Genomic DNA, 19868 nt, shown 5'->3' on the forward strand with positions numbered 1-19868 from the left:
GCCGATCCAATTTAGCTGGCGACGATGTTGACCAGTTTGCCCGGCACCACGATCACTTTGCGAATGGTCAGGCCGTCGACGAAACGCAGCACGTTTTCGTTGATGCGCGCGGCGGCTTCGATCTCTTCGCGGGTGGCGCTGGCCGGCATTTCGATCTGCCCGCGCAGCTTGCCGTTGACCTGAATGACCAGGGTCAGGTTGTCCTGCACCAAGGCACTTTCGTCCACGGCCGGCCAGCCTGCATCGATCACCGCATCGGCGTGACCCAACTGCTTCCACAGTTCGTGGCTGATGTGCGGGGTGATTGGCGCCAGCAGCAGGGTCACCGCTTCCAGACCTTCATGCAGCAGCGCGCGGTCCTGTTCGGTGCCTTGCGCGGCTTTTTCCAGCACGTTCATCAGCGTCATCACCTGAGCGATGGCGGTGTTGAATTTGTGGTTCTGGCCGACGTCATGACTGGCCTGCTTGATCGCCAGGTGAATCGCACGACGCACGGTTTTCTGCTCGTCGTTCAGAGCGGCGATATCCAGTTTGCCCGGCAGGCCCTGGGTCACGTGGGCTTGCGCCAGACGCCAGACGCGCTTGAGGAAACGGTGCGAACCTTCAACGCCGGAGTCGGACCACTCCGCGCTCATGTCAGGCGGCGAGGCGAACATCATGAACAGGCGGCAGGTGTCGGCGCCGAACTGGTCGATCATCGACTGCGGGTCGACGCCGTTGTTCTTCGACTTGGCCATCTTCTCGGTACCGCCGATTTCCACCGGCAGGCCGTCGGATTTCAGCTTGGCGCTGATCACCTTGGCTTTGCTGTCACGCTCAAGTTCCACGTCTGCCGGGTTGAACCAGGTGTAGGCACCGTTGGCTTCGCGACGATAGTAAGTCTCGGCGATCACCATGCCCTGGGTCAGCAGGTTCTTGAACGGCTCGTTGGAGCTGACCAGACCTTCGTCGCGCATCAACTTGTGGAAGAAGCGTGCGTAGAGCAGGTGCAGAATGGCGTGTTCGATACCACCGATGTACTGATCCACCGGCAGCCAGTGATCGGCAGCGGATTTTTCTACCAGGCCACCTTCAAAGTGCGGCGAGGCGTAGCGGGCGTAGTACCACGACGACTCGACGAAGGTGTCCATGGTGTCGGTTTCACGCTTGGCCGGCGCGCCGCATTTCGGGCAGCTGCATTCGTAGAACTCGGGCATGCGCGCCAGCGGCGAACCGGCGCCGTCCGGCACCACGTCTTCCGGCAGAACGACAGGCAGTTGATCTTCCGGCACCGGCACGTCGCCGCAGGTGGCGCAGTGGATGATCGGGATCGGGCAGCCCCAGTAGCGCTGGCGGCTGATGCCCCAGTCGCGCAGGCGGAACTGGGTGCGCGAGGCGCCGAGTTCTTTCTTGATCAGCGCCACTTCCATGGCGTCGAACGCGCCGGCGAAGTCGAGGCCGTCGAACTCACCGGAGTTGATCAGCGTGCCGTGCTCGCCGTAAGCGTCCTGCCACGGCGCCGGGTTGCTGTCACCGGAGCTGGTGCGCACCACCGATTTCACCGGCAGGTTGTACTTGTGAGCGAATTCGAAATCGCGCTCGTCGTGCGCCGGAACCGCCATGACCGCGCCGTCGCCGTAATGCATCAGCACGTAGTTGGCGACCCACACCGGCAGCTTCTCGCCGGTCAGCGGGTGCTCGACGAACAGGCCGGTCGGCAGGCCTTTCTTTTCCTGGGTGGCGACATCGGCTTCAGCGACGCTGCCGCCCTTGCATTCAGCGATGAACGCTTGCAGCTCCGGATTGTTCTGCGCGGCCAGGGTGGCCAGCGGGTGCTCGGCAGCGACGGCGACGTAGGTCGCGCCCATCAGGGTGTCCGGACGGGTGGTGAAGACTTTCAGGGTGCCGGCTTCGCCGATCGAATCGACGTTGTACGGGAACTGCACTTCCATGCCACGGGACTTGCCGATCCAGTTGCGCTGCATGGTCTTGACCTGTTCCGGCCAGCCAGTCAGTTCGTCGAGGCTTTCCAGCAGCTCGTCGGCGTAAGCGGTGATCTTGAAGTAGTACATCGGGATTTCGCGCTTTTCGATCAGCGCGCCGGAGCGCCAGCCACGGCCGTCGATGACTTGCTCGTTGGCCAGAACGGTCTGGTCGACCGGGTCCCAGTTCACGGTGCCGTTTTTACGGTAGATCACGCCTTTTTCGAACAGGCGGGTGAACAGCCATTGTTCCCAGCGGTAGTAGTCCGGCTTGCAGGTGGTCACTTCACGGGACCAGTCCACCGCGAGGCCGAGGCTGCGCAGTTGCGACTTCATGTAGGCGATGTTCTCGTAGGTCCACTTGGCGGGCGCTACGTTGTTTTTCATTGCGGCGTTTTCAGCCGGCATGCCGAACGCATCCCAACCCATGGGCTGCAGAACATTCTTGCCCTGCATGCGCTGGTAGCGCGAGATCACGTCGCCGATGGTGTAGTTGCGCACGTGGCCCATGTGCAGCTTGCCGCTGGGGTAAGGGAACATCGACAGGCAGTAGTAGGTTTCCTTGCCTGGCTGTTCACTGACTTCAAAGGACTTTTGCTCATCCCAGAACGACTGGGCGGCGGCTTCGATCTCACGTGGCTGATATTGTTCGTGCATGGCTACTTTTGTACTGGATAGGGGTGGCCTAATCCTCTTCGACGGCGGCATCCGGGATGGCCCGGGTGCGCTGGAAGTGGAATGACAGGAAGCGCCGTAGCATACATGACCGCGCTTGGCCGAGGGAAACCCTGATTACAGCTGTTTGCCAGAGCTTTTGGACGACGAGGGCCGTTGGTCGCGGCGTGTAGCCGGTTCGTGCAGCGAAGCTAAGCTCTAATTGGGGAGTGAGTCTTATCTTCAATGAGGTGAGGGATGGTGGAGCAACGGAAAAAGAACGTAACGAAACCCGAGTTGTATGAAAGGTTGATCGATCGTCTGGGCATGGCGCTGGACGCCGTGAAAACCGCTGACCGGCTGCGCGACGAGCGCCCCCTGGAACTGGAATTGCGTGGCTTGAGTCCCGCCGAGTTCAAACTGGTCAAGGCCTATCTGGATCGCAGTGAACGTGAAACGCAGGGATGCCTGTCTCAAGCAGTGAAGCAGCTCGATGCAGCACATTCGGCCAAGGTCATCTGGCTCAAGGACAAGGCGCCGCGCAGAGACACCGGCAAGGTGCGTTCTGTGCAGGCCAAGTAAGCGCATGGCAGGTCATGAAACGGATCTTTTGCAACCGGATCCGGCCTACTGGTTGTAACGCGTAATCAACACTCTTAGGCTTCGGGCATCTTTGGAGATGCCCGATGCCCTTTCGCTATTTCATCAAACAACTTTTACTGCCGCCCGGCATTCTTTTGCTGCTGTTGCTGGCCGCCTGGTGGCTGCGCCGCTCGCGGCCGCGTCTGGCGGGTGTGTGTTTTGCCCTCGGCTTTGGCGGCCTGTGGCTGATGAGCCTGCCGGTGGTAGTGCAGTGGAGCGCCAAGGCGCTGGAACGAGAGCCGCCGCTGGCGCGGCAGGAATGGGCAACGCTGGCGCAACGCGCCGATGCGATCGTGGTGCTGGGCTCGGGGCGTGAGCGCGGTGATCTGGCCTGGGGCGAAGACCAGCCGACCGGCGTCGGCCTTGAGCGTCAGCGTTACGCCGCACGCCTGGCCAAGGCCTCGGGCCTGCCGATTCTGACCAGCGGCGGCCTGCATTACGGCACGCCCCCGACCGAGGCGAAGTTGATGGCGGATTCGTTGCGTGATGACTTCGACGTGAGCGTGCGCTGGCAGGAAGGCGAGAGCCGTACCACATGGGAGAACGCGAAGATGACGGCAGATATCCTCTTGCCCCAGGGGATCAAGCGGGTTGTCGTGGTGACGCAGGCGTGGCACATGCCGCGTGCGGTGTGGAGCTTTGAGCAGGCGGGATTCGAAGTGGTGCCGGCGCCGGTGGGTTTCCTAGGTACCGATAATGCCCGGCCGTTCGGAGGCTGGCTGCCGGAATTCAAGTCGATCTGGCAGAGCGGGCAATTGCTCAATGAGGCGGTGGGGCAGGTAGGGTATTCGTTGTTTTACCGCTGAAGATCATTGTGGCGAGGGGATTTATCCCCGAGGGGGCGCGTAGCGGCCCCTCTCTTACCTTCAGAAGAGGGGTCTGCTGCGCACTCCAGCGGGGATAAATCCCCTCGCCACATTTCTCAGAGGGTCTTCGACATGCGGCTGGCCATCAACGCCCAGCCAAACAGCAGCAGGCACAACACGATCAGCGGCCACGAGCGCCATTGCAGGTACGGCGTCAGGTCGTGCATCGGTACCACTTCGCCATACAACACGCCTTGTTCGAACTGCGGAATCTGCTCGGTGATCTGCCCGAACGGGTTGATCAGGCCGGTGACGCCGTTGTTGGTCGCGCGGATCATCCAGCGTCCGGCTTCCAGCGCGCGCATCTGCGCCATTTGCAGGTGTTGCAGCGGGCCGATGGACGTGCCGAACCAGGTGTCGTTGCTGATCGTCAGCAGCAGATCACTGCGTGCCGACAGGCCGGCGGCGAATTCCGGATAGACCACCTCGTAGCAGATAAACGGTGCGATCTGGTAACCCTTGGCTTGCAAGAGCGCTTGATCCGACGGGCCGCGCGCGAAGTCCGACATTGGCAGGTCGAAGAACGCGATCAAGCCGCGCAACACGTCCTGCAACGGCACGTACTCGCCGAACGGCACCAGTTTCTGCTTCAGATAAGTGCCGTCGCCTTCGCCGACCACGGTGATGCCGTTGAAGAAGCGCCGTTCGTGATGCACGGTCTGGCGGATCGGCACACCGGTGATCAACGCTGACTTACGCTCGGCGGCGAAGTTGCCCATCATCGTCAGGTAGCCCTCGGCGGACTCCTTCAACACCGGCACGGCGGTTTCCGGCCAGATCAGCAGATCGACCGGTTTGGAGCGGAAGCTCAGATCACGGTACAGCGCCAGTTGCGCGTTGAGCTCGGCCGGGTCCCATTTCATGCTTTGCGCGACATTGCCCTGAATTGCGGCCACGGTCAGCGGTGCGCCGGACGGGCTGGTCCACGCGTGGCCTTTGAGGGCGATACCTGCTACCCAAGGCCCCGCCAGAAGTACCACACCGGCCGCGATGAAAACCTTGCGACGAGCGTGCAACAAGCGCGGCGCGTTGTAGATCAGCGCTGCGGTCAGTGCCAGAACAAACGACACCAGCCACATGCCGCCCACCGGCGCGAGCCCGGCCAGCGGGCCATCGAGCTGGCTGTAACCGGAATAAAGCCATGGGAAACCGGTGAGGAACCAGCCGCGAAAGGCTTCCTGGCCGACCCACAACGCCGCAAACGCCAAGGCATCCGCCAGCGGTGCTTCGTTACGCCGCAACCAGCGCGCCCAAAGCCACGCGGGCAGGGCAAAGAACCAGGCAATCGCCGCGGTGAACAGCAGCATCAAGAACCCGGCCAGCAACACCGAAGCGCCGCCGAAATGATGAATGCTGTAATAGATCCAGCTGGTGCCGGCACCGAACAGGCCGAAGCCGAAGCACCAGCCACGGCCGAGCGCCTGACGCGGGCTCAGCTCACGCAAACCGGCGTAGAAAAAACCGACCGCGAGCAAAGCTAGCGGCCAGATGTTGAACGGGGCGAGAGCGAAGGTGGTAATTGCACCGGCCGCCACGGCCAGCAGGTTACCGGGCCAGCCGGGGCGGGTTGTCCAGCGCATTTCAGTCCTTAGAATTAACGAGCAATTGGCGTCAGACGCAGCAAATGAATCCGACGGCTGTCGGCGTTCAGGATGCGGAAGCGATAGGCGCCGATTTCAGTGATTTCGTTGCGTTTTGGCAAGTGGCCGAACGCGCTCATCACCAGACCGCCGACGGTGTCGAACTCGTCGTCGGAGAATTCGCTGTCGAAGAACTCGTTGAAGTTCTCGATCGGCGTCAGCGCCTTGATCAGGAAATCACCGCTGGGCAGGGGTTTGATGTAGCTGTCTTCTTCGACGTCGTGCTCGTCTTCGATGTCGCCGACGATCTGTTCCAGCACGTCTTCGATGGTCACCAGGCCGGCCACACCGCCGTACTCGTCGATCACGATGGCCATGTGGTTGTGGTTGGCGCGGAATTCACGCAGCAGCACGTTCAGACGCTTGGACTCCGGCACGAAGGTGGCCGGGCGCAGCAGATCTTTGATGTTGAAGCTGTCGCCGTTCTCCTTGAGGATCAGCGGCAGGAGATCCTTGGCCAGCAGCACGCCCATCACGTCGTCATGGCTTTCGCCGATGACCGGATAGCGCGAGTGGGCCGAGTCGACTACGGCAGGGAGGAATTCGCGGGGTGTCTGGGTCGCCTTGATGCTGATCATCTGCGAGCGCGGCACCATGATGTCGCGCACTTGCAGGTCAGCCACCTGAATGGCGCCTTCGACGATGGCCAGCGCTTCGCTGTCCAGCAGTTTGTTCTGATGTGCATCACGCAGCAGCTCGAGGAGCTCCTGACGGTTCTTCGGCTCGTGGGCAAAAGCCTGGGTCAGTTTACCCAGCCATGACTTCTGCCCGTTGCTCGATCGATCTTCGCTCATAGCGATTACTCTGAATCCTTTGTTGTAACGATGGGGGAGTGTTCGGTTTCGTCGTCCGCGTACGGATCGGGATAGCCCAGTTCAGCAAGCAACTCGCGTTCCAGTGCTTCCATTTCTTCGGCTTCGTCGTCATCTATATGGTCGTAACCCAGCAGATGCAAGCAGCCGTGAATGACCAGATGTGCCCAGTGGGCCTTTAGTTCCTTGCCCTGCTCGGCGGCTTCGCGTTCGACCACGGCCACGCAGATCACCAGATCGCCGAGCAGCGGGATATCGAGAAACTCGTCAGGCACTTCCGCCGGGAACGACAACACATTGGTCGCGTAGTCCTTGTGGCGCCAGGTGTGATTGAGCTCGCGGCCTTCTTCCTCGTCGACCAGACGAATGGTCATTTCCGAATCAGCGCTGCGCTGGCGCAGGGCCAGTTCGCACCACTGACGGAACTCGGCTTCACTCGGCGCGCTGGCCTCGGTGGCGATTTGCAGATCCAGCTCAAGCATCGCGCGAGGCTTCCTTCGCAGCTTCGGCACGGATCTCGAAGCGCTCGTAGGCCTCGACGATCCGCTGCACCAACGGGTGGCGCACGACGTCTTTGGGCTGGAAATGGGTGAAGCTGATGCCCGGCACGTCTTTGAGCACTTCTATCACATGGTGCAAGCCGGACTTGGTGCCGCGCGGCAGGTCGACCTGGGTGATGTCGCCGGTGATCACGGCGGTGGAGCCGAAGCCGATGCGCGTGAGGAACATCTTCATCTGCTCGACGGTGGTGTTCTGGCTCTCGTCGAGAATGATGAAGCTGTTGTTCAGCGTACGACCGCGCATGTAGGCCAGCGGTGCGACTTCGATCACCTGTTTCTCGATCAGCTTGGCGACGTATTCGAAACCGAGCATTTCGTACAGCGCGTCGTAGAGCGGGCGCAGGTACGGGTCGATCTTTTGTGACAGGTCGCCGGGCAGGAAGCCGAGTTTTTCCCCCGCTTCGACCGCCGGACGCACCAGCAGGATGCGGCGGATCTGCTCGCGCTCCAGTGCGTCAACCGCGCAGGCCACGGCCAGATAGGTCTTGCCGGTACCGGCCGGGCCGATGCCGAAGTTGATGTCGTTGCCGAGGATTTCCTTCACATAGCGCTGCTGATTCAAGCCGCGCGGGCGAATCATGCCTTTCTTGGTGCGCAGGGCGACGGTCGCTTCGGCAGGGGCCGGGTTGTCGATATCTGCTGATTCCTGAATGAACAGGTGCACCAGGTCTGGCGACAGCTCGGTACCCTTGGTTTCCCGGTACAGGCGGCGCAGCAGGTTTTCTGCGGACGTGGTGAGTTTTGGATCGCCAATCAACTCGAACTGGTTTCCGCGATTGCGGATCTCGATGGCCAGGCGCTGTTCGATCAAGCGCAAATGCTCGTCGAATTGCCCGCACAGATTGGCGAAGCGGCGAGCCTCAAAAGGCTCGAGGAGAAAACGATGTGGTTCGATGGGTGCGTTCAAGGTCGTATTTAGCCGCCCTGGGGCAATTAGGATGAAATCAAGGATAACGCCAGTGACGTGGGTGCGAAAGCTCTTAAATATCGAGGCTGCTTTGCAACCCATTCTCTGTGGCTGGCGGGGTCTTTTGTGGTGAGGGGATAAATCCCCTCATCACAGAAGCCCCATCCACAATGCGATGGTGTTATTGAACCAGCGAGCCACGCAGTGAGTGCGGTTGCGCGGCGTCGATGTGCACGTCGGCGAACTGACCGATCAGGGTGGGATTGTCGCAGCGGAAGTTGACGATACGGTTATTCTCGGTACGGCCCTGCAGCTCGCCCGGGTCTTTCTTCGAGTAATCGGTCACCAGAATGCGCTGGATCGAGCCGACCATTTGTCGGCTGATCTCGAAGCCCTGCTGATTCAAACGATGTTGCAGCGCGTTGAGGCGTTCTTTCTTCAGTTCTTCCGGGGTGTCGTCGGCCAGATCGGCAGCGGGCGTGCCCGGGCGCTGGCTGTAGACGAACGAGTAGGAGAAATCGAAGCCGACATCGGCAATCAGCTTCATGGTCTGTTCGAAGTCCTTCTCGGTTTCGCCGGGGAAACCGACGATGAAGTCCGAACTGATGCAGATCCCCGGTACGGCGGCGCGCAATTTGCGCAGCTTGGATTTGTACTCCAGCGCCGTGTGGTTGCGCTTCATCGCCGCGAGAATCCGGTCCGAGCCCGACTGCACCGGCAAGTGCAGGTGCTTGACCAGTTCCGGCACTTCGGCGTGGGCCTGGATCAGGCTGTCGGAGAACTCCAGCGGGTGCGAGGTGGTGTAGCGGATGCGGTCTATGCCATCGACAGCGGCGACCACGCGGATCAGTTCGGCCAGATCGGCCAGACGACCGTCGTGGGTCTGGCCGCGATAGCCGTTGACGTTCTGCCCGAGCAAGGTCACTTCACGCACGCCGTGTTCGGCCAGGTGAATGATTTCCGCGATCACGTCGTCGAACGGTCGGCTGACCTCTTCGCCACGAGTGTACGGCACCACGCAGAACGTGCAGTACTTGCTGCAACCTTCCATCACCGACACGTAGGCACTCGGGCCGTCGATACGCGGCTCCGGCAGGTGGTCGAATTTTTCGATTTCCGGGAACGACACGTCGACCTGCGGCAGCTTGCTGCTGCGCGCGGCGTCGATCATTTCCGGCAGACGGTGCAGGGTCTGCGGGCCGAACACCACATCGACGTACGGCGCGCGATCGCGGATCGCCGCGCCTTCCTGACTGGCCACACAACCGCCGACGGCGATGACCATGTCCGGGTTGGCCAGCTTCAGTTCGCGCCAGCGGCCGAGTTGCGAATACACGCGGTCTTGCGCGCGTTCGCGGATCGAGCAGGTGTTGAGCAGAATCACGTCGGCGTCTTCCGCGCGAGCGGTGACTTCCAGGGCCTGATGTTCGCCCAGCAGATCGACCATGCGCGAGCTGTCGTACTCGTTCATCTGGCAACCGTGGGTTTCGATGTAAAGCTTCTTGGCCATGGATTCGGGTCGTCACGTGATTCAAAGAACCGCGCATTATAGGGAACAAGCCGTCAGGTTCCTACCGCTGTGCGTCCGGTGGCTATGCTATAGTTCGCGCCCTCATTTTTACCCCGATGTTATCCGCCCGCCATGACCAAACGCGAAGCTCCAATCTACAAGGTGATTTTCCTCAACCAGGGCCAGGTGTTCGAAATGTACGCCAAGCAGATCTATCAGAGTGATCTGTGGGGTTTCCTGGAAGTTGAAGAATTCGTCTTTGGCGAGCGCACGCAAATGGTCGTCGATCCGAGCGAAGAAAAGCTCAAGGCGCAATTCGAAGGCGTGGTGCGCAGCTTTGTACCGATGCATTCGATCGTGCGCATCGACGAAGTGGAACGTCTGGGCACGCCGAAAATCAGCGAAGCCCGGGGCGCGGTCGGCAATGTCATGCCGTTTCCGATGCCGATGCCTGAGAAGTAAGCACAGCTTTGGATTTGGAATGATGTTGTGGCGAGGGGATTTAGCGAAACGTCGCACCGCCCCGCTCGGCTGCGAAGCAGTCGCAATCCATCCAGCAATATGTGTCAGACAGAACCGGGTTGCAGGGTTTGGGGCTGCTTCGCAGCCCAACGGGGATGAATCCCCTCGCCACAGGTCATCTCCACAGCCTTTAGGGCAGTGGGGAGAATGGCGTGCGCCCGTCGGCGTTCTGCAGTTCCATCAGGTATTTGCGGAAAATCTGCCCGAGCACCTGAGTGGCGGTTTCGAGATCTTCGCGGGACATCTTTTCCGAGACTTCGTCAGCCGTGTCCAATGCCTCTTCAGCACCGTTGACCGCTGCCATCTTCAGCACGATGTAGGCCTGGATATTGTTGGCCTGCACGCCTTCGCCGTGGAAGAACATGCTGCCGAGCTTGAATTGCGCCTGGGCGTGGCCTTGCAGCGAGGCCTTTTCGAAATAGCTCAGGGCTTGATTGAGGTCGCGCGGCGCGTTCTTGCCGTCGTAGTAGAACTCACCCAACTCGTATTGCGCTTGCGCGTCCCCTTCGTCCGCCGCTTTCTGGCAGGCGGCCAATGCCTGCGTGACGTCTTGCGGCTGAGTATTGAGGGTGCAACGACCCATCGCCGGGATCAACAACGAGTTGCCGCCTGCTTGTGCATGCGCGAGCAGGGGCTGAAGGAGCAACAGGCAGCCCAATGCAAGGGTGCGGCCGGTGCGGTTCATGGGAATCGACTTACCTCTGAAGGGCACGCGGACCCGTCGAGGGATCCAATAAGCGCGCATTATGAAATAAGCAGGGCCAACCTTACAAAGTCTTTACTCGTTTTTCTGCTGCGTGGGGAATATATCGCCCGATTCGGGCAGGATTTTCGCAGACGCGTCGGAAAAACCGAGCGGATGTAGGTGAAAGCTGACGCTGGCCATAGCCAACGTCAGCGGTACGGCGATTATGTCAATGCGGCGAAGGCGCGCTCGGCGGCGTCCAGCGTCAGTTGCAACTCGGCTTCGCCGTGGGCAATCGAGGTGAAACCGGCTTCGAAAGCGCTCGGCGCCAGGTACACGCCACCTTCGAGCATCAAGTGGAAGAAGCGACCGAACATTGCCGCGTCGCTGGCCATCACGTCGTCGAAGGTGACGATGTCGTCGGCGCCGCTGAAGTACAGACCGAACATGCCGCCGGCCTGAGTGGTCACGAACGGGATGCCGGCGGCATCGGCGCGCTGTTGCAGACCGTCGAGCATGCGCGCGGTGTAGTCGGTCAGTTCGGCGTGGAAGCCCGGGCGGCTGATCAGGCGCAGGGTCGTCAGGCCGGCAGCCATCGCCAGCGGATTACCCGACAACGTACCGGCCTGATACACCGGGCCCAGTGGGGCGATGCGCTGCATGATTTCGCGTTTGCCACCGAAGCAGCCCACCGGCATGCCGCCGCCGATGATCTTGCCGAACGTGGTCAGGTCCGGCGTCACACCGTAGTGCGCCTGGGCACCGCCGAGGGCGACGCGGAAGCCGGTCATCACTTCGTCAAAAATCAGCACCACACCATGTTTGTCGCACAGCGAACGCAGGCCTTCGAGGAAGCCCGGCGCTGGCGGCACGCAGTTCATGTTGCCGGCGACCGGTTCGACGATGATGCACGCCACGTCCTCACCTACTTCAGCGAGCATCGCTTCAACCGCGTCGATGTCGTTGAACGGCAGGGTCAGGGTGTGTTTGGCGAACGCTGCCGGCACGCCGGCCGAGCTCGGTACGCCCTGGGTCAGAGCGCCGGAACCGGCCTTGACCAGCAGGCTGTCGGAGTGGCCGTGGTAGCAGCCTTCGAACTTGATGATGCTGTCGCGACCGGTGTAACCACGGGCCAGACGGATCGCACTCATGGTCGCTTCGGTGCCGGAGCTGACCATGCGCACCATGTCCATCGACGGCACCAGCGAGCAGACCAGATCGGCCATCTCGGTTTCCATCGACGTCGGCGCGCCGTAGGACAGGCCGTGTTGCAGCTGATTGCGCACCGCGTCGAGCACGTCCGGATGGCTGTGGCCAAGGATCATCGGGCCCCACGAACCCACGTAATCGACATAGCGCTTGTCATCTTCGTCGGTGACGTAAGCGCCTTCGGCGTGTTTGAAGAACAGCGGGGTGCCGCCGACGCTCTTGAACGCGCGCACCGGCGAGTTGACGCCGCCGGGGATGTGTTTCTGAGCATTGGCAAACAGGGTTTCGGAACGAGACATGATCGGGCTCTCAAATCAGATTTTCAGAAGTTCGTTGAAGGCGCGGGCGCGGCGGGTCACTTCGGCGCTGCTCTCGGCGCCGAACAAACCGTGGATCACGGCGAGCAGATCGACACCGTGCTCGACCAGCGGCGCGGCGTTATCGAGGGTGATGCCGCCAATCGCGCAGACCGGCAAGTGCAGCGTGCGTTTGGCTTCGTCGAGCAAGTCGAGGCTGCAACTCGGCGCACCGGGTTTGGTGGTGGAATTGAAGAAGCGGCCGAAGGCAACGTAACTCGCGCCTTCTTTGGCAGCCTGTTCGGCCAGAGCGATTTGCCCATGGCAGGTCGAGCCGATGATGGCTTTCGAACCGAGCAGGGCGCGGGTCGGCGACAGCGGGCCGTCGGTCTGCCCGAGGTGCACGCCGACGTTGAGGCGTGCGGCCAGCTCGGCGTCATCGTTGATGATCAGTTGCGTCTTGTAGCGCTCGCACAGGTTGCGCAACGCTTCGGCCTCGCGCAGACGGCGGGCCTCGTCGCTGCTCTTGTCGCGGTATTGCAGCAGGGTGACGCCGCCGTCGAGCGCCGCCTCCACGTAAGACAGAAACTTGCCGGCCAGCAACTGGCTGTCGGTAATGGCATACAGGCCACGTAGTTTCATCGGGCAGACCTCACGACGTTACGAGCAGAAATCCAGCGGCAGGCGACGCGGCACGAACTGGCCTTTGCCCAGTTGTTCGGCATCGCGCAGCGTCCGCCAGGTGTAATCCAGCGCACTGCGCACGGCACTGGCCAGGTGCTCGCCCTGGGCCAGGCGACCGGCCAAAGCGCTGGCCAATGTGCAACCGGAGCCGTGATAGCTGCCCGGCAGGCGCTGGCAGATAAAGGTTTCGCGCAGGCCGTCGCGGCTGTACACGCGGTTGTGGATTTCAGTTTCGTCGCCATGTCCGCCGGTAATCAGCAGGTTTTTGACGAATGGCAGGAGTTTTTCCGCGCACTCGTCGGCCGTGCCTTCGGGCAGTTCGGCGAGGATGCGCGCTTCAGGAAGATTGGGCGTGGCAATGATCGACAGCGGCAGCAGACGCTCGCGCATCGCATAGCCGACCTCGTCCTTGCCCAGGCGTCCGCCGCCGCCGGCACGCAGCACCGGGTCGCAGACCACTGGCAGGTGCGGGTGCGCCGAGAGCAGTTCCACCACGGTGTCGACCATCTCCAGCGAACCGAGCATGCCCAGTTTCACTGCGGCGACTTCGGAGTCGTTGAGCACGGCGTTGGCCTGGGCCAGTACCCACTCACGGTCGAGGACGCGGAAGTCAGTGACGTTGACCGTGTCTTGCACGGTCAGGGCGGTGACGGCCGGAGCCGCATGGCAACCCTGCGCGAGCAGGGCTTCGATATCTGCCTGCAAGCCGGCGCCACCACTGGGGTCGTGGCCGGAGAGACAGAGGACAACGGGGCGGGAGCTGTAGATATTCATGGTGCGCGAGCTTACCACCAAAGCTGATTTTGGGGTGTGGGTGGCAGAGCAAGATAAATGCAGGAGCTGCCGGAGGCTGCGATCTTTGACGTTCCTGACCATTCCAACAGCTCTATCTCGGTGCTTTGCCCTGGAACGCCCGTTCTAGAGCCGTTGTAGGAAAAATTTCCATGGTGCTCAATGGCCATCAACGGCTATGCTAGGCTGGATCCAAACAATCACAGGTAATACCGGTTTTACGTCTACTCAAAGGGAATGGGGGGCTTCCTGACACAACCGGACGAGCCACGCTGGGGCTTCAATGCGCTATTTGCTGATGTTGCTGTTCTGCTTGCCCCTCATGGCGAGCGCCGTCGAATTCGACGAATTCACCCAGAGCCTGCCACTGGGCCGATCGCTGCAAGTGTTCGAAGACCCGAGCGGTCAGGCGACGATTGCCGACGTCCGCGCGCAAGATGCCGCCGGCCAGTTCAAAACCCACGACAAAGCCACGCTCAACGCCGGTTACTCGCGCTCGGCGTTCTGGCTGAAGATCGACCTGCATTACCGCCCGAGCAACCCGGCCGCCCAGCGCACCTGGCTACTGGAACTGGCGTATCCGCCACTCGATCACCTCGATCTTTACTTGCCTGATGCCACCGGTGCATACCGACTGGTGCGCCAGACCGGCGATGCCTTGCCCTTCGCCAGTCGCGAGATCCGCCAGAACAATTACCTGTTCGACTTGCCGTTCAAACCGGATCAACAGCAGACGCTGTACCTGCGACTGGCCAGCGAAGGCTCGATCCAGGCGCCGGTGACGTTGTGGTCGAGCACCGCGTACCTCGAAGACCAACCGGTGCGCCTGTATGTGCTCGGCATCATTTATGGCGTGCTGTTGGGGATGCTGGTCTACAACCTGTTCATTTACCTGAGCGTGCGCGACACTAGCTACCTCTATTACATCTTCTATATCGGCTCGTTCGGCCTCTATCAATTGTCGGTGAATGGCGCGGCGGTCGAGTATTTCTGGCCGGACAACCCATGGTGGGCCAACGCCGCGACGCCATTCTTCATCGGTTGCGCCGGGCTTTTCGGCAGCCAGTTCGCCCGCAGTTTCCTGCAGACCAAGACCCACAGCCCTTGGCTGGATCGCTTGCTGATCGGCCTGATAGCCTTCAGTGCACTGGTGATCGGTCTGTCGCTGATGACCAGTTACGCCCTGGCCCTGCGCCTGGCGACCACACTGGCGCTGACCTTCACCGTGGTGATCTTTGCCGCCGGGATCCTTGCCTGGTGGCGCGGCCTGCGGGTGGCGCGTTACTTCATCATCGCCTGGTCGGCATTCCTGCTCGGCGGCATCGTCAACACGCTGATGGTGCTGGGCCTGCTGCCCAACGTGTTCCTGACCATGTACGCCAGCCAGATCGGCTCGGCGATCGAGGTGGCGCTGCTGTCGCTGGCGCTGGCCGATCGCATCAACGCCATGCGCGAACAACAGGCGCAGACCTTGTTCGACGCCGGGCAGAAACTCGAAGTGCTCAACCAGCAACTGGCCCACAGCAACAAGCTCAAGGATGAATTCCTCGCGACGCTGACCCACGAACTGCGCACGCCGATGAACGGCGTGATCGGTTCGCTGGAGCTGATGCAGACCGTCGACCTCGATCCCGAGCTTGAGCAATATCAACAGACCGCCGCCGGTTCTGCTCGCGACATGATGCGCATGGTCAATGGCATCCTCACGCTCACTGAATTGCAGGCCGGCAAGCTCAAGGCGACGCCGGGCAGTTTCAGCCTGCGCGCAGTGGTCGAAGCCTTGCGCGTGCAGTTTGAAGGTAATGCAGCGAGCAAGTCGCTGGACTTCAAGGTCGAGGTGCTGCCGACCCTGCCGGATCGCTTGCTCGGCGACAGCGCGAAACTGGCGCAGTGCCTGGAGTGCCTGCTGGACAATGCGATCAAGTTCACCCGTGTCGGCGGCCTGGCGTTGCGCGTTACCGGTCGGCCGTCGGCAGATGAGCGCATGGCGCTGTCGTTCGCGGTGATCGACACCGGTATCGGTTTCACTGATCTGGGCGAGGCAACCCTGTATCAGCGTTTCTTCCAGCTCGACGGTTCGATGACTCGCGAATACGGCGGCCTCGGTGTTGGTCTGGCGATCTGTCGGCAACTGGTCGAATTGCTCGGCGGCAAACTCACCCATCGTTCCGAGCCGGGACGCGGCAGCCGCTTCCAGCTCGATGTCGAATTCGAACTGCCGGTGATCGAAGCGCCTGCGGATCAGCCGCCCCGCGATTGCATTCGTGCGCCGCAGGACTGCACGGTGCTGCTGGTGGATGACAACAGCGTCAATCAACTGGTGATGCGTGGCATGTTGCTCAAGCTCGGTTTCCGCGTGCGCAGCGCGGATAACGGCGCCGCCGCGCTGGACTGCCTGCAACGGGAAAACTTCGATGCAGTGCTGATCGATTGCCAGTTGCCCAACCACGAAGGTGCATCGCTGTGCTGCCAGATCCATGCATTGCCAGGCTGCGCGCATTTGCCAGTGTTCATGCTGGCGCTGGGTGCGGATCGCGAACAATGCGCGCCGGGCGCGCCTATCGACTATCTGCACAAACCGGTGAAATTCGAGGATCTGCAGGCTGCCTTGCAGCGCCGCGTACTCAGTTGCTGATGGGGTAAAAGCGCCGCAAAAACGGCGCCTATGACACTTTGTTCAAAAAAGCACCAGTGCTTAACTGGTGCCATTGCTGAACACGGAGCGCCGTCATGAACCTGCATCAGTTCGCTGAAACCCACGAAGTCACCAATCAGCCGCCGTCGCTGGACGGCACCAACCTGTACCGCATCGACCTGCCTTTACAGGAGTGGTCGCGGCGTTTTGGTGCCGGTTGGGCCGAGTCGCGCATCGATGCCTATGGCGCACTGGCGGGTGGGCCGCTGATGGAAGCGGGGTTTCTCGCCAACCAGAACAAACCGCTATTTGCCAGCCATGATCGCTACGGCCATCGCATCGATCTGGTCGAGTTTCACCCGGCTTACCACCAGCTGATGCGCACGGCGATCGAACATGGCCTGACCTCGCTGCCTTGGGCGCACCCGCAGGACGGCGCGCATGTCGCCCGCGCTTCGATGACCTATCTGCACAGCCAGGCCGAGGCCGGCAGTGGTTGCCCGCTGACCATGACCTTCGCCAGCGTGCCGGCCCTGCGCTTGCAGCCGGACCTGGCCGAACAGTGGCTGCCGAAAGTCCTCGCCACCGAATACGATCCGCGCAACGTCGGCATGGCGCACAAGGCCGGCGTGACCATCGGCATGGCGATGACCGAGAAGCAGGGCGGCACCGATGTGCGCGCCAACACCACCAAGGCTTACCCGGTCGGCGCCAGCGGCCCGGGTCAGGCCTATGAACTGGTCGGGCACAAGTGGTTTTGTTCGGCGCCGATGTGCGACGCCTTCCTGACATTAGCGCAAACCGACAAGGGCTTGAGTTGCTTCCTGCTGCCGCGCCATCGCCCGGACGACACGCGCAATCAGTTCTACATCCAGCGTCTGAAAAACAAACTCGGCAACCAGTCCAACGCCTCCAGCGAAGTGGAGTTTCGTGGCGCACTGGCATGGATGATCGGCGAAGAAGGGCGCGGCGTGCCGACCATTATCGAAATGGTGGCGATGACCCGTTTCGATTGCATGGTCGGCTCCAGCTCGCTGATGCGCCAGGCACTGACCCAGGCCAGCCATCACTGCGCGCATCGCAAGGTCGGCGGCAAATTGCTCAGCGAGCAGCCGCTGATGCAAAACGTACTCGCCGATCTGGCCCTGGAAAGCGAAGCCGCGCTGGCGCTGAGTCTGCGCATGGGCAAAGCGCTGGATCATCTGGATGATCGCCACGAAGCGCAGTTTGCGCGGCTGGTGACGGCAGTGGGCAAATACTGGATCTGCAAGCGTGCGCCAGGAATGATCAACGAAGCCGCCGAATGCATGGGCGGTGCTGGATACGTCGAGGACAGCATCCTGCCGCGCCTGTACCGCGAAGCGCCGGTGAACTCGACGTGGGAAGGTTCGGGGAATGTGCAATGTCTGGATGTGCTGCGCGCATTGTCAAAGGAGCCGGGCGTGCTGGATGTGCTGTTCAGCGAACTGGGCGATGGCCATGGCGACAAGCGTCTGGCCGCGCATATCCAGCAGTTGCAGGCGCAGTTCAAGGACACCAGTGACATTCAGTATCGGGCGCGGCAGTTGACCGAAGACATCGCCCTTGGATTGCAGGCCAGGCTTCTATTGGAGGCGGGGAATTCAGCCGTAAGCGATGCTTTCATTGCCAGCCGTCTGAGCGGTGGCGGTCGCGTCTACGGCGCGTTGCCGCGTGGGCTGAACGTCGAAGCGATCGTCGCCCGCTCGACTCCACAGCTTTTCTGACCCACCTCAAATCCCCCCTGTGGGAGCGAGCCTGCTCGCGAAAGCGGTGTGTCAGTCGACATCTTTATTGGATGATCCACCGCATTCGCGAGCAGGCTCGCTCCCACAGGGGACATCATTGATCTGCAGATTTAAGTATCGCCACAACGCCACTGTTCCCGTGCGTCCACGATGCAGGCAAGATGAAGCTCTGCAAGTCAGAACACAGGAAGCTGATCGTGACCGAAGCGTTTATTGTCGTTCAAACCGCCGAACAAGCCGTGGATCGTCTGGCCGAGCTGCATGAGCGGGCCACCACTGCGCTGAATTCTGCCCTCAAGCGTTACCTCAAGGACCGCGTCGAGCCCGACGCCGAACAGCGTGCCCTGTTTCGTTATCCCGAACTGCGTCTGACCTACCACTGCCAGGGCGAAGTGCCGCAGACCACCCGCGCTTACGCCAAGGTGCAGTTGCCGGGCACTTACAGCGTCACCGTCACCCACCCGGCGGCGTTTCGCAAATACCTGCTTGAACAACTGACGCCGTTGATGCACGACTTCACCGTGACCGTCGAAGTCGGCGTCAGCCAGCAGAACATTCCGTATCCGTATGTGGTCGAGCAGGGCGATGAACTGGCCGGTTCCGGCGTCACTGCAGCGGTGCTGGCGCGGGTGTTCCCGAGTACTGACCTGTCCGCCGCTACCGATGGCATTGCCGACGGCCTCTACGACTGGGAAAACACCGATCCGCTGCCACTGGCGCTGTTCGACGCCGCGCGCGTGGATTTCTCGCTGCGCCGTCTGGTGCATTACACCGGCAGTGACTGGCGCCATGTGCAGCCGTGGATTCTGCTGACCAACTATCATCGCTACGTCGATCAGTTCATCGTTCATGGTCTGGAGCAGTTGCGCCGCGACCCGCGTTTCGTGCGCATGGTCCTGCCCGGCAACGTGATCATCGAGAAGAGCATGGACCACGGTGAAGCCTCGGCGATTGCCGCCGGTGTGGTCTGGCACCGTTACCAGATGCCGGCCTATCACCTGATCGCCAGCGATGGCCACGGCGTGACGCTGGTGAATATCGGTGTCGGCCCGTCCAACGCCAAGAACATCACCGATCACCTGGCCGTGCTGCGCCCGCATTGCTGGCTGATGATCGGCCACTGCGGCGGCCTGCGTCAGTCGCAGACCATCGGCGATTACGTGCTGGCCCACGCCTACATGCGTCGCGACGGCATTCTTGATCGTGTGGTGCCGCCGAATATTCCGATCCCGGCACTGGCCGAAGTGCAGCTTGCGCTTCAACAGGCAGCGGCGAATGTCACCGGCGAGAAAGGCGACGACCTGAAGAAACGCCTGCGCACCGGCACGGTTCTGACCTACGACGACCGCAACTGGGAACTGCGCTGGGCGCAGGAACGGCCGCTGATCAACCTGTCCCGCGCAGTGGCGGTGGACATGGAAAGCGGCACGATCGCAGCGCAGGGTTATCGCCTGCGGGTGCCGTACGGCACGTTGCTCTGTGTTTCGGACAAACCGCTGCACAGCGAAATCAAACTGCCGGGCTCGGCCAACGCCTTCTACGAGCGTGCGGTCAGCCAGCATTTGAAAATCGGCATCGAAGCAGTGGATCTGCTGCGCACCGAGCTCAACTCGCTGCACTCGCGCAAACTGCGCAGCTTCGACGAGCCGCCGTTCCGTTAACGGTTAGTCGTGGTCATTTGGCGGTCGGGGCACTAGCATTGTCAGCCCTGACCGCTAAATGTTCTG

16 protein-coding genes are annotated in these 19868 nt (G+C 61.5%); 6 read left to right on the forward strand and 10 right to left on the reverse strand.

All coding sequences use genetic code 11. The annotated features are described in order from the left end of the window. Positions 1-11: 11 nt before the first annotated feature. On the reverse strand, positions 12-2618 hold the full coding sequence (gene leuS, locus AB4N47_RS00245) for a leucine--tRNA ligase (RefSeq protein WP_341639252.1): 2607 nt from the start codon (positions 2616-2618) through the stop codon (positions 12-14). 255 nt (positions 2619-2873) lie between these two features. Between leuS and AB4N47_RS00250 the strand changes: the two genes are divergently transcribed. Both AB4N47_RS00250 and AB4N47_RS00255 read left to right on the forward strand, forming a co-directional pair. Then, complete coding sequence (locus tag AB4N47_RS00250) at positions 2874-3197, forward strand: hypothetical protein (RefSeq protein WP_024014441.1); 324 nt, start codon at positions 2874-2876, stop codon at positions 3195-3197. Positions 3198-3301: 104 nt separating this feature from the next. Beyond that, complete coding sequence (locus tag AB4N47_RS00255) at positions 3302-4063, forward strand: YdcF family protein (protein ID WP_122610972.1); 762 nt, start codon at positions 3302-3304, stop codon at positions 4061-4063. A gap of 116 nt (positions 4064-4179) precedes the next feature. Here AB4N47_RS00255 and lnt read toward each other — a convergent pair whose 3' ends face one another. The 5 genes from lnt to miaB form a co-directional block, all read right to left on the reverse strand. Beyond that, entirely contained in the window at positions 4180-5703 is a 1524-nt protein-coding gene (gene lnt / locus AB4N47_RS00260; protein ID WP_341639251.1) for an apolipoprotein N-acyltransferase, read from the reverse strand. A 14-nt stretch (positions 5704-5717) separates the two neighbouring features. Next, a complete protein-coding gene (locus AB4N47_RS00265; protein ID WP_007909641.1) occupies positions 5718-6557 on the reverse strand; it encodes an HlyC/CorC family transporter in 840 nt (279 codons plus the stop codon). A gap of 5 nt (positions 6558-6562) precedes the next feature. Continuing rightward, the gene (gene ybeY / locus AB4N47_RS00270; protein WP_016773042.1) at positions 6563-7057 is read right to left on the reverse strand and encodes an rRNA maturation RNase YbeY; all 495 of its coding nucleotides are present in this window, start codon (positions 7055-7057) and stop codon (positions 6563-6565) included. Continuing rightward, positions 7050-8042, reverse strand: coding sequence for a PhoH family protein (locus AB4N47_RS00275; protein ID WP_341639250.1), 993 nt, complete (start codon positions 8040-8042; stop codon positions 7050-7052). The genes ybeY and AB4N47_RS00275 overlap by 8 nt, the downstream gene beginning before the upstream one ends. Before the next feature lie 181 nt (positions 8043-8223). Continuing rightward, positions 8224-9552, reverse strand: a complete 1329-nt coding sequence (gene miaB / locus AB4N47_RS00280) for a tRNA (N6-isopentenyl adenosine(37)-C2)-methylthiotransferase MiaB (protein WP_041477732.1) — start codon at positions 9550-9552, stop codon at positions 8224-8226. A 132-nt stretch (positions 9553-9684) separates the two neighbouring features. On the opposite strand from miaB, the gene AB4N47_RS00285 reads away from it, so the two are divergent. Beyond that, positions 9685-10014, forward strand: coding sequence for a DUF1820 family protein (locus AB4N47_RS00285; protein WP_016773045.1), 330 nt, complete (start codon positions 9685-9687; stop codon positions 10012-10014). 190 nt (positions 10015-10204) lie between these two features. Here AB4N47_RS00285 and AB4N47_RS00290 read toward each other — a convergent pair whose 3' ends face one another. The 4 genes from AB4N47_RS00290 to AB4N47_RS00305 form a co-directional block, all read right to left on the reverse strand. After that, positions 10205-10759, reverse strand: coding sequence for a tetratricopeptide repeat protein (locus tag AB4N47_RS00290; protein ID WP_016773046.1), 555 nt, complete (start codon positions 10757-10759; stop codon positions 10205-10207). Positions 10760-10983: 224 nt separating this feature from the next. Further along, on the reverse strand, positions 10984-12267 hold the full coding sequence (hemL, locus tag AB4N47_RS00295; protein WP_341639249.1) for a glutamate-1-semialdehyde 2,1-aminomutase: 1284 nt from the start codon (positions 12265-12267) through the stop codon (positions 10984-10986). 15 nt (positions 12268-12282) lie between these two features. After that, the gene (gene thiE, locus AB4N47_RS00300) at positions 12283-12906 is read right to left on the reverse strand and encodes a thiamine phosphate synthase (protein WP_024014437.1); all 624 of its coding nucleotides are present in this window, start codon (positions 12904-12906) and stop codon (positions 12283-12285) included. 18 nt (positions 12907-12924) lie between these two features. Next, positions 12925-13722, reverse strand: coding sequence for a hydroxymethylpyrimidine/phosphomethylpyrimidine kinase (locus AB4N47_RS00305; RefSeq protein ID WP_007909650.1), 798 nt, complete (start codon positions 13720-13722; stop codon positions 12925-12927). A gap of 301 nt (positions 13723-14023) precedes the next feature. Here AB4N47_RS00305 and AB4N47_RS00310 point away from each other — a divergent pair, with 301 nt between their 5' ends. From AB4N47_RS00310 to amn, 3 genes are all read left to right on the forward strand, one after another. After that, positions 14024-16375 carry a 7TM diverse intracellular signaling domain-containing protein gene (locus tag AB4N47_RS00310; RefSeq protein ID WP_341639248.1) on the forward strand — a complete coding sequence of 784 codons (2352 nt, stop codon included), beginning with the start codon at positions 14024-14026 and terminating at the stop codon, positions 16373-16375. A 95-nt stretch (positions 16376-16470) separates the two neighbouring features. After that, complete coding sequence (locus tag AB4N47_RS00315; RefSeq protein ID WP_341639247.1) at positions 16471-18120, forward strand: acyl-CoA dehydrogenase family protein; 1650 nt, start codon at positions 16471-16473, stop codon at positions 18118-18120. A gap of 182 nt (positions 18121-18302) precedes the next feature. Next, a complete protein-coding gene (gene amn, locus AB4N47_RS00320; RefSeq protein WP_016773051.1) occupies positions 18303-19802 on the forward strand; it encodes an AMP nucleosidase in 1500 nt (499 codons plus the stop codon). Positions 19803-19868 lie beyond the last annotated feature (66 nt).

The sequence above is a fragment of the Pseudomonas sp. S3_G06 genome (assembly GCF_054667565.1).